The 9,817-nt window shown below is 72.9% G+C and carries 9 protein-coding genes and 1 pseudogene; 6 read left to right on the top strand and 4 right to left on the bottom strand.

All coding sequences use genetic code 11. The features are described 5' to 3' along the window. A pseudogene (locus ASC82_RS04325) lies at positions 1 to 1,007 on the top strand (methylmalonyl-CoA mutase family protein); the annotation flags it as partial. A 19-nt stretch (positions 1,008 to 1,026) separates the two neighbouring features. On the opposite strand, the gene ASC82_RS04320 reads toward ASC82_RS04325, so the two are convergent. Next, positions 1,027 to 1,461, bottom strand: coding sequence for a hypothetical protein (locus ASC82_RS04320; RefSeq protein ID WP_056641801.1), 435 nt, complete (start codon positions 1,459 to 1,461; stop codon positions 1,027 to 1,029). A 154-nt stretch (positions 1,462 to 1,615) separates the two neighbouring features. Between ASC82_RS04320 and ASC82_RS04315 the strand changes: the two genes are divergently transcribed. Next, complete coding sequence (locus ASC82_RS04315; protein WP_056641798.1) at positions 1,616 to 1,939, top strand: nuclear transport factor 2 family protein; 324 nt, start codon at positions 1,616 to 1,618, stop codon at positions 1,937 to 1,939. A gap of 24 nt (positions 1,940 to 1,963) precedes the next feature. Here ASC82_RS04315 and ASC82_RS04310 read toward each other — a convergent pair whose 3' ends face one another. After that, positions 1,964 to 2,707 (bottom strand): SDR family oxidoreductase, encoded by a 744-nt coding sequence (locus ASC82_RS04310; RefSeq protein WP_056641795.1) that lies wholly within the window; start codon positions 2,705 to 2,707, stop codon positions 1,964 to 1,966. 135 nt (positions 2,708 to 2,842) lie between these two features. Here ASC82_RS04310 and ASC82_RS04305 point away from each other — a divergent pair, with 135 nt between their 5' ends. Beyond that, complete coding sequence (locus tag ASC82_RS04305; protein ID WP_056641792.1) at positions 2,843 to 4,486, top strand: alkaline phosphatase D family protein; 1,644 nt, start codon at positions 2,843 to 2,845, stop codon at positions 4,484 to 4,486. Here ASC82_RS04305 and ASC82_RS04300 read toward each other — a convergent pair. Next, complete coding sequence (locus ASC82_RS04300) at positions 4,473 to 5,474, bottom strand: Gfo/Idh/MocA family oxidoreductase (RefSeq protein ID WP_056641819.1); 1,002 nt, start codon at positions 5,472 to 5,474, stop codon at positions 4,473 to 4,475. The two genes, ASC82_RS04305 and ASC82_RS04300, sit on opposite strands and share 14 nt — an antisense overlap. Positions 5,475 to 5,566: 92 nt before the next feature. On the opposite strand from ASC82_RS04300, the gene ASC82_RS04295 reads away from it, so the two are divergent. Both ASC82_RS04295 and ASC82_RS04290 read left to right on the top strand, forming a co-directional pair. After that, on the top strand, positions 5,567 to 6,865 hold the full coding sequence (locus ASC82_RS04295; RefSeq protein ID WP_056641817.1) for a Bcr/CflA family multidrug efflux MFS transporter: 1,299 nt from the start codon (positions 5,567 to 5,569) through the stop codon (positions 6,863 to 6,865). A 109-nt stretch (positions 6,866 to 6,974) separates the two neighbouring features. Continuing rightward, on the top strand, positions 6,975 to 7,961 hold the full coding sequence (locus ASC82_RS04290; RefSeq protein ID WP_056641790.1) for a small ribosomal subunit Rsm22 family protein: 987 nt from the start codon (positions 6,975 to 6,977) through the stop codon (positions 7,959 to 7,961). A gap of 12 nt (positions 7,962 to 7,973) precedes the next feature. On the opposite strand, the gene ddaH is transcribed toward ASC82_RS04290, so the two are convergent. Continuing rightward, positions 7,974 to 8,804, bottom strand: a complete 831-nt coding sequence (gene ddaH / locus ASC82_RS04285; protein WP_347336066.1) for a dimethylargininase — start codon at positions 8,802 to 8,804, stop codon at positions 7,974 to 7,976. A gap of 231 nt (positions 8,805 to 9,035) precedes the next feature. On the opposite strand from ddaH, the gene ASC82_RS04280 reads away from it, so the two are divergent. After that, the gene (locus ASC82_RS04280; protein WP_024759325.1) at positions 9,036 to 9,815 is read left to right on the top strand and encodes a bifunctional DNA primase/polymerase; all 780 of its coding nucleotides are present in this window, start codon (positions 9,036 to 9,038) and stop codon (positions 9,813 to 9,815) included. Positions 9,816 to 9,817 lie beyond the last annotated feature (2 nt).

Here is a 9,817-nt window from a genome sequence, read left to right as displayed (position 1 = left end):
CGCGTTCACGCTGGCGGACGGCATCGAGTACGTGCGGACCGCGGTCGCGGCCGGCATGGACGTCGACGACTTCGCTCCGCGTCTGTCGTTCTTCTTCGTSGCGCGGACGACGATCCTGGAAGAGGTCGCGAAGTTCCGTGCGGCCCGCCGGATCTGGGCGCGGGTGATGAAGGAGGAGTTCGGCGCGAAGAACCCCAAGTCGCTGATGCTCCGCTTCCACACCCAGACGGCGGGCGTGGCCCTCACGGCCCAGCAGCCGGAGGTGAACCTGGTGCGCGTCGCGATCCAGGGCCTGGCGGCGGTCATGGGCGGTACGCAGTCGCTCCACACGAACTCCTTCGACGAGGCCATCGCCCTCCCGACGGACAAGTCGGCCCGCCTCGCCCTGCGTACGCAGCAGGTCCTCGCCTACGAGACGGACGTGACGGCGACGGTGGACCCGTTCGCCGGCTCGTACGTGGTCGAGAAGATGACGGACGACGTCTACGCAGCAGGTCCTCGCCTACGAGACGGACGTGACGGCGACGGTGGACCCGTTCGCCGGCTCGTACGTGGTCGAGAAGATGACGGACGACGTCGAGGCAGCGGCCCTTGAGCTGATGGCCAAGGTCGAGGACATGGGCGGCGCCGTCGCCGCGATCGAGCGCGGCTTCCAGAAGGGCGAGATCGAGCGCTCGGCGTACCGGATCGCGCAGGAGACGGACAGCGGCGAGCGGGTCGTCGTCGGTGTGAACCGGTACACGATCGACGTCGAGGAGCCCTACGAGCCCCTCCGCGTCGACCCGGTCATCGAAGAGGAACAGGCGGCGCGCCTCGCGAAGTTGCGGGCGGAGCGCGACCAGACGGCCGTCGACGTCGCGCTCGTGGAGCTGAGGAAGGCGGCGGAGGGCACGGACAACGTCCTCTACCCGATGAAGGAGGCCCTGAAGGCGCGGGCGACGGTCGGCGAGGTCTGCAACGCCCTGCGCGAGGTCTGGGGCACGTACGTCCCCACCGACGCCTTCTGAGGTCGCCGGGGTCCTCGTCTCAGGCGAGGACCTCGATCCTCCACTGGGGGTCGCGGTCGTCCGTCCGGACGAAGACGCGCTTGGGGAGCAGGGAGCGGTCCTCGAAGAGGTCGCGGCCGAGCGCGAGGCCGTTCTGGTCGATGGCGTAGATCCCGTCCCGGAGCTCGTCGAGGCGGGTGACCGTGGTGGCGCCGTTCCCGTCGATGCGCTGGAGGCGCCAGACGGAGGCCGGGGAGTCGTCGGGCCGGACGGCGACCGGGGCGCGCTCGGTGCCCTCCGCGACGACGGTGTCCTCGGTGCCCTTCACGGTGAACCGGAACCCGTCGTGCGCCGGGCCGACCGCCCATTCCGCGGCCTGCTCCTGCTGCACGAGCAGGCCCACCAGGCGCCCGTCCAGGACTCCGACCGGAGCCTCCTTCGCGTACAGCCTGACGACCTTGACCATGTCCGACATCGAGCCTCCTGTGCTGAGTACGGCAGTTGTCCCGATCCTGCCCGCACGGACCTGGCGCGGGCCAGTGAACACGCGCGTGCGTACGAGCGACACAGGGGCCGCCGTACGGCCGTGGTCCACGGGGAGAGCGGGCCGCCGGGTGTACGGGTAAGGCATGACGATCCCCGTGAGCCAGCTCACCGACCCCGCCGTGCGTGCCTTCGTCACGGCCCTCAACGCCAACGACCAGCACGCCCTCTTCGAGGCCCTGACCCCCGACGCGACCATGTCCGACGACGGCTCCGAACGCGATCTCCGCGAGTGGCTCGACCGCGAGGTCTTCGGCTCGCGCGGGCACATGGGCATCCAGTCGGAGGCGGACGGCGGGCGCGCTCTCGTCGCCGACTACCGCAACGACACCTGGGGCGAGATGCGGACCAAGTGGGTGTTCACCGTCGACGGAGGGAAGATCTCCCGCTTCGAGACCGGTCAGGCGTAACGCCCCCCGTCGTCGGCCGGGGTGTCAGCCCCGGCCGATGTACGGCATCGCCGTCGCCATGACCGTCGCGAACTGGACGTTCGCCTCCAGCGGCAGCGCCGCCATGTGGACCACGGTCGCCGCCACGTCCGCCGCGTCCATCACCGGCTCCGCCGCCAGCTGCCCGTTGGCCTGGAGGATGCCGGTCTGCATGCGGGCCGTCATCTCGGTCGCCGCGTTGCCGATGTCGAGCTGACCGCAGGCGATCCGGTACGGGCGGCCGTCGAGCGACAGCGACTTGGTGAGGCCCGTCATGGCGTGCTTCGTCGCCGTGTACGCGATCGAGTGCGGGCGCGGGACGTGCGCGGAGATCGAGCCGTTGTTGATGATCCGGCCGCCCTGCGGGTCCTGCTCCTTCATGGTCCGGAAGGCCGCCTGGGCGCAGAGGAACGCGCCCGTCAGGTTGACGTCGACGACCGCGCGCCAGGTCTCCGGGTCCAGGTCCTCGACGGGGACGCCGCCGCCCGCGAACGTACCGGCGTTGTTGAAGAGCAGGTCGACGCGGCCGTACCGGTCGCGTACCGCCGCGAAGAGGGCCGCGACCTCCTCGGCCGAGGTCACGTCCGTCGGGACCGTCAGGAAGTCGCCGGCCGGGAGGGCCGCGGCCGTCTCCTCCAGGGCTGTGGCCCTGCGCCCGGCCAGGGCCACCGACCAGCCGGCCGCCGCGAGGGCCAGCGCCACGCTCCGGCCGATGCCCGATCCCGCTCCCGTCACCACTGCGATGCTCATGGGCGCGCAGCGTACGCGAGACGCGTGCCCCGTGAACTCATCCGTCCGACACGTGGATGTTCTGTACTCGACAACGGATCGTCGTCCTGCCCTCCTCGAATGGCGGAAGCACAACATCCGTCCGGGGAGGGGCACATGGACCACGTACAGGGCCGCACGCAGGGCCATCCCGAGGAACTCCGCGCCGTCGCACGCCACTTCGGCCGCCGTCGGTTCCTCACCGTCACCGGGGCCGCCGCCGCGCTCGCCTTCGCCACGCAGCTGCCCGCCGCCGGGGCCGCGGCCGCCGCCGAGCTCGACGGCCGGCGCGTCACCGAGGACCCGTTCACCCTGGGGGTGGCGTCCGGCGACCCGCTGCCCGGCTCCGTCCTGCTCTGGACCCGGCTCGCGCCCCGCCCCTTCGAGCCCGGCGGCGGCCTGCCCGCGTCCCGGGTCTCCGTCCACTGGGAGCTCGCCCGCGACGAGCGCTTCACCCGCACCGTCCGGCGCGGCCGGGCCACCGCGCACCCGGAGTTCAGCCACACCGTCCACGTCGAGGTCGACCACCTCGACCCGGGCCGCGCCTTCTTCTACCGCTTCCGCGTCGGCGACTGGACGAGCCCCGTCGGCCGCACCCGCACCGCCCCGTCGCCCGTCGCCCGGAACTCCGCCCTCACGCTCGCCGCGGTCTCCTGCCAGGCCTTCCACGACGGGTACTTCACGCCCTACGGCCACCTCGCGCAGGAGGACGTCGACGTCGTCTTCCACCTCGGCGACTACCTGTACGAGTACGCCGTGAACGCCACCGGCGGCGCCCGCGCCTACACCGACCGCACCCTCCCGGCCGTCTTCAACCGCGAGACGATCACCCTGGAGGACTACCGGCTGCGCTACAGCCTCTACAAGTCGGACCCCGACCTGCGCGCCGCGCACGCCGCCCACCCCTTCGTCGTCACCTGGGACGACCACGAGACCGAGAACAACTACGCGGGCGGCACCCCCGAGAACGACGTCCCGCCGGAGGAGTTCCTGCTCCGCCGCGCCGCCGCCTACCGCGCCTACTGGGAGCACCAGCCGCTGCGCCGCCCCCAGCGGCCCGAGGGCCCGGACATGCGGCTCTACCGGCGGCTGCGGTTCGGGAGCCTCGCCCAGTTCGACATCCTCGACACCCGCCAGTACCGCTCGGACCAGGCGTACGGGGACGGCTGGCAGGTCCCGGGCCCCGAGTCCGAGAACCCGGCCCGCACGATGACCGGCGCCGCGCAGGAGCGGTGGCTGCTCGACGGCTGGCGCTCCGCCCGCGCCCGCTGGAACGTCCTGCCGCAGCAGGTCGTGTTCGCCGAGCGCCGCGACCGCTCCACCGCCGACTTCAAGCTCTCCATGGACTCCTGGGACGGCTACCCGGCCTCCCGGCAGCGGATCCTCGCCGGGGCGCAGGCCGCCGGGGTCGAGAACCTCATGGTGCTCACCGGTGACGTGCACGTCGGCTACGGCCTCGACATCAAGGCCGACTTCCGCGACCCGGCCTCCCGGACCCTGGGCACCGAGATCGTCGCCACCTCGATCAGCAGCGGCAAGGACGGCGCCGACCGGCCCGCCAACTACGACAAGCTCACCCAGGCCAACCCGCACCTGAAGTTCTACAACGGGCGGCGCGGCTACGTGACGGTGGCGCTGGGCACGGACAGCGCCCGCGCCGACTTCCGTACGGTCCCGTACGTGACGACCCCGGGCGCCCCCGTCACCACCGCCGCCTCCTACGTCACGGAGGCGGGCAATCCGGGGCTCACGCCCGCGTAGCGTCCCGCTCGGAGGGATAGCGGACGCCGACGCGCTTCCGTACGGCGTCGAGCGTCCGCATCACCGCGAGCGAACCGTCCAGCGGCACCAGCGGCGACTCCGTCGCGCCCGCCCGCAGGCAGCGCATCACCTCGGCGGCCTCGTGCCGGAAGGACTGCGGGGCGTCCGTCGACACGAACTCCTCCGGCTCGTGGCCCTCCCGGTGCAGGGTGAACCGCTCGGGGAAGAAGAAGCCGCGCGGCACCTCGATCCGGCCGAGCGTGCCCGTCACGGCCGCCGTCAGCGGGGTGTCCGCGACGAGCGAGCAGGACAGCAGCGCCGAGGCGCCCGTGTCCCAGCCGAGGAGCATCGCCGTGTTCAGGTCGACGCCCTCCGGCGAGAGCAGCGCGTGCGCCTGGACGGTGTCCGGCTCGCCGAGCAGCAGCTGCGCGAACGACACCGGGTACACCCCCAGGTCGAGCAGCGCCCCGCCGCCCACCGCCGGGTCCCGCAGCCGGTGGTCGGGGGCGAAGGGGCCCTGGAGCCCGAAGTCCGCCTGGACGGTCCTGACCTCGCCGACCGCCCCGTCCCGTACGAGCTCCGCGAGCCGCCGGACCAGCGGGTTGCAGTACATCCACATGGCCTCCATCAGGAAGAGGCCGCGGTCCCGGGCGAGGGTGACCAGTTCCTCAGCCTCGCGGGCGTTGAGCGTGAGAGCCTTCTCGCAGAGCACCGCCTTCCCCGCCTCCAGGGCCAGGCCGGCCGCCTCCCGGTGAGCGTGGTGCGGGGTCGCCACGTACACCACGTCGACGGAGTCGTCGGCGAAGAGCCCGGCCCACTCCCCGTAGGCCCGGGGAATCCCGAACCGGTCCGCGAAGGCCTTCGCGGACGCCTCCGTACGGGACGCCACCGCCACGACCTCGGCGCCGTCGAGCGTCTGCAGGTCCGTCGTGAACCGTTCCGCTATGCCGCCCGTCGCCAGGATTCCCCAGCGAACCGTGTCTCCCATGTTCCCCACCCGTCCCACTCATCGCACAGAGGTCTCGACCATGCCGATCGAGCTGAGAGCATAGGCAAGGATTCAACGAAATGGAGCAGTCGATGCCGGAGAGCGGCCAGAAAACAACACAAGGGCACATAACCGAGAGCGCCCCCGCCGCCCCGGCCACCGGTGGAACCCCCGCCGCCCGGAGCGTGGGGCTGCTCGTCACCCTCGTCCTGGGCGGGCTCACCGCCCTGCCCCCGCTCTCCATGGACATGTACCTGCCGGCGCTCCCGGAGGTCACCGGCGCGCTCCACGCGCCCGCCGCCACCGTCCAGCTCACGCTCACGGCCTGCCTCGCCGGCATGGCCCTCGGCCAGCTCGTCGTCGGCCCCATGAGCGACAAGTGGGGCCGCCGCCGCCCGCTGCTCGTCGGCATGGTCGTGTACGTCCTCGCCACCGCCGTCTGCGCCCTCGCGCCCACCGCCGAACTCCTCATCGGCTTCCGGCTGCTCCAGGGCCTCGCCGGCGCCGCCGGCATCGTCATCGCCCGCGCCGTCGTCCGCGACCTCTACGACGGCGTCGAGATGGCCCGCTTCTTCTCGACCCTGATGCTGATCTCCGGCGTCGCCCCGATCATCGCGCCCCTCATCGGCGGCCAGATCCTGCGGATCACCGACTGGCGGGGCGTCTTCCACGTCCTCACCGTGATCGGCATCCTGCTCACCTTCGTCGTCTGGCGCTTCCTCGGCGAGACGCTGCCGCCCGAGCGGCGCCACGAGGGCGGCGTCGGCGACGCCCTGCGCACCATGCGCGGACTCCTCGCCGACCGGGTCTTCACCGGCTACATGCTCGCCGGCGGGCTCGCCTTCGCGGCCCTCTTCGCCTACATCTCGGCGTCGCCGTTCGTCGTGCAGGAAATCTACGGCGCCTCGCCGCAGACCTTCAGCCTGCTCTTCGGCCTCAACTCGATCGGGCTCGTCGCCGTCGGCCAGATCAACGGCAAGCTGCTCGTCGGCCGCGTCAGCCTCGACAAGGCGCTCGGCTGGGGCCTCGGGATCATCCTGCTCGCCGCCCTCGCCCTGCTCCTGATGACGAGCGGCGTCTTCGGCGAGGTCGGGCTCGTGCCCGTCGCCGCCGGACTCTTCGTCCTGATGTCCGCGATGGGCCTGGCCATGCCGAACACGAACGCCCAGGCCCTGATGCGCACCCCGCACGCGGCCGGCTCCGCCTCCGCGCTCCTCGGCACCTCGTCGTTCCTCGTCGGCGCCGTCGCCTCCCCGCTCGTCGGCATCGCGGGCGAGCACACGGCCGTCCCGATGGCGGTCGTCCAGCTCACCTGCGCCGTCCTGTCCCTGGCCTGCTTCCTGGGCCTGTGCCGCCCGTGGCGCTCCGGCAAGGCGGCCACGGGCGTCTGACGGGACCGAGGAACGGGGGCGGCGACCAACTCCGTCGCCCCGCCCGGACGCGCGTGACCAGCGCATCCGGGCGGCCGGGAGCCGACGCCCGGCCACTTAGAATGTCGCGGTGAACGCCCCCGCCTCCCCTCCCTCCGCCGAGTCCCTGCGCGCCGCCCTCGCCGGGCTCCTCGACGGGCTGCCGCCCACCCAGGCGGCCAAGGCCGTCGAGCGGCTGATCGCCAACTACCGGGGCACCACCCCGACCGACGCCCCCGTGCTGCGCGACCGCTCCGACGTCGCCGCGTACGCCGCGTACCGGATGCCGGCGACCTTCGAGGCCGTACGAGGCGTCCTCGACGCCCTGCGCGACGCCGCGCCCGAGTGGGTGCCGGGCACGCACACCGACGTCGGCGGCGGCACCGGTGCGGCGAGCTGGGCCGTCGCCGAGGCCTGGGAGGAGGCGCCGCCCCGGACCACCGTCCTCGACTGGGCCGAGCCCGCGCTCACGCTCGGCCGCGAACTGGCCGCCGGCGCCCTCGACGTCGAGTGGCGGCGCGAACGCATCGGCACCGCGCTGAAGCTCGCGGACACCGACCTCGTCACCGTCTCGTACGTCCTCAAGGAGCTCACCGAGGCCGACCGCACGGCGCTCGTGACCGAGGCGGCGCGCGCGGCGCGGGCCGTCGTGATCGTCGAGCCCGGCACCCCCGACGGCTACGAGCGGATCATCGCCGCCCGCACCCTGCTCGTCGACGCCGGATTCACCGTCGCCGCGCCCTGCCCGCACAGCGGGGCCTGCCCGATCGTGCCGGGCACCGACTGGTGCCACTTCTCGGCCCGCGTGAGCCGCTCCTCGCTGCACCGCCAGGTGAAGGGCGGCTCCCTGCCGTACGAGGACGAGAAGTACAGCTACGTCGCGGCCACCCGGTTCCCCGTGACCCCGGCGGTCTCCCGCGTCACCCGCAGGCCGCAGATCCGCAAGGGCCTGGTCCAGCTCGACCTGTGCGGCCCCGACGGCCTCGCCCGCGAGACGGTCACCAAGCGCCACGGGCCCCTGTACAAGCAGGCCCGCGACGCAGACTGGGGCGACTCCTGGCCGCCGGAGACCGACTGACCCGGGCCTGCCCTAGGGCCGCAGCTCCTGCGTGCAGCACTTCACGCTGCCGCCGCCCTTGAGGAGCTCGCCCAGGTCCATCCCGACCGGCTCGAAGCCCCGCTGCCGCAGCGGCTCCAGGAGGCCCACCGCCGCCTGCGGCAGCAGCACGTGCAGACCGTCGCTCACCGCGTTCAGGCCGAGCGCCGCCGCGTCCGCCTCCGTCGCGATCAGCGCGTCGGGGAAGAGCCGCGCGAGCACCTCCCTGCTGCCCGGGGAGAAGGCCGCCGGGTAGTACATGACCTCGTCCCTGGCGTCGTCCAGGACGCACAGCGCCGTGTCCAGGTGGTAGTAGCGCGGGTCCACCAGCTCCAGACCGATCACGGGCCGGCCGAAGAACTCCTGCGCCTCCCCGTGGGAGAGCGGACTGGAGCGGAAGCCGCGCCCCGCGAGGATCCACGAGGCGGTGACGGCGAAGTCGCCCTCGCCCTCGTTCACGTGCTCCGGGAGCCGGACCGCGTCGGCAGGCCAACCGTTCCTGCGGAACCAGGACACGTGCGCCGCGGCCTCCGCCGCCCGCTCCGGGTAGGCGAACTTCGCGCCGAGGACCCGGCCGTCGACGACGGTCGCGCCGTTCGCCGCGAAGACCATGTCCGGCAGCGCCGGGTCGGGCGTCAGGAGCTCCACGGTGTGGCCGAGCGCACGGTAGCGGTCGCGCAGGTCCTCCCACTGGGTGAGGGCCAGCGGCAGGTCGACGGGTTTCGTGGGGTCCATCCAGGGGTTGATCGAGTACGTCACCGAGAAGTGCGCGGGTGGGCACATCAGGTAACGGCGGGGCGAGGACGTGCGCGGAGTGGGGCGCAATGAGGGCTCCTCACGAACGGGCGGACGGAAGAACCGAAGATCGGTGGACCCATGGTCCGCCCTGGGCGCCCCGCGCGCTGTGGACCGTTCGGGTGGTTCGCGCGCCCGCCCGCTCCCGCACGGTACGCACCCCTGTTCGGCACCCCGGTTCCGCACTCCGGTCACCCGAGGCGCAGGATGGTGGGACCATGGGCAGAGCCGAACGAGCGAGCATGAGCTGTGAGGGGATAGATGGGCGACGGCATCGGCCGCTACCGCGGCACGGAGAGCAAACTCGCACAGTGGCTGCGCAGGCGCCCGAAACGCACCGCGGCCGACGACGAGAACGACCGCGAGAAGCTGCTCCTGGCCACCGCCGCCGCCGGGCTGCCCCTGGCCCCCGCCGCGTATCCCGTCGGCTACAGCTGTTCCTGTGAGCGGATCGGCTGTCCCACCCCCGCCCGGCACCCCGTCTCCTTCGCGTGGCAGACCCAGTCGACCACCGACCGCGCCCAGATCGAGCGCTGGGCACGGAACGAGCCCGAGGCGAACTTCATCACCGCCACCGGCATGGTCCACGACGTCCTCGACGTCCCGCTGGCCGCCGGCCGCGCCGCCCTGGAGCGCCTCCTCGCCGAGGGCGTCGAGGTCGGACCGGTCGCCGAGTCCGCCGACGTCGACCCGGTCGGCGGGCGCATGCTCTTCTTCACCGCCACCCGCGGCACCCCCGAGGACGAGGACGAGTGGTGGCCCTGTGAGCTCGACTGCCACCCGGAGACGATGGACGAGCACCCGGGGCTGCGCTGGCACTGCCGCGGCAGCTACGTCCTCGTACCGCCGGCCCGGCTGCCCGGTGACGAGGAGGCCCATCCGGTGGTCGCCTGGGTCCGCGGCCCCGAGCACCCGCTGCCGGACCCGCTGAACCTCCTGGAGACCCTCACCGAGGCCTGCGCGCGCCACGCGGCCGCGCGGGAGGCCGAGGGGGACGGGGAGCACACCGCCCACGAGATCGCCTGGCCGCTGACCCGCTGACC

The sequence above is a fragment of the Streptomyces sp. Root431 genome (assembly GCF_001426585.1).
In the GTDB taxonomy this organism is placed as follows: Bacteria; Actinomycetota; Actinomycetes; order Streptomycetales; family Streptomycetaceae; genus Streptomyces; species Streptomyces stackebrandtii.
The sequence above is the reverse complement of the archived record's forward strand: the minus strand, read 5'-3'. Positions and strand labels throughout refer to the sequence as shown.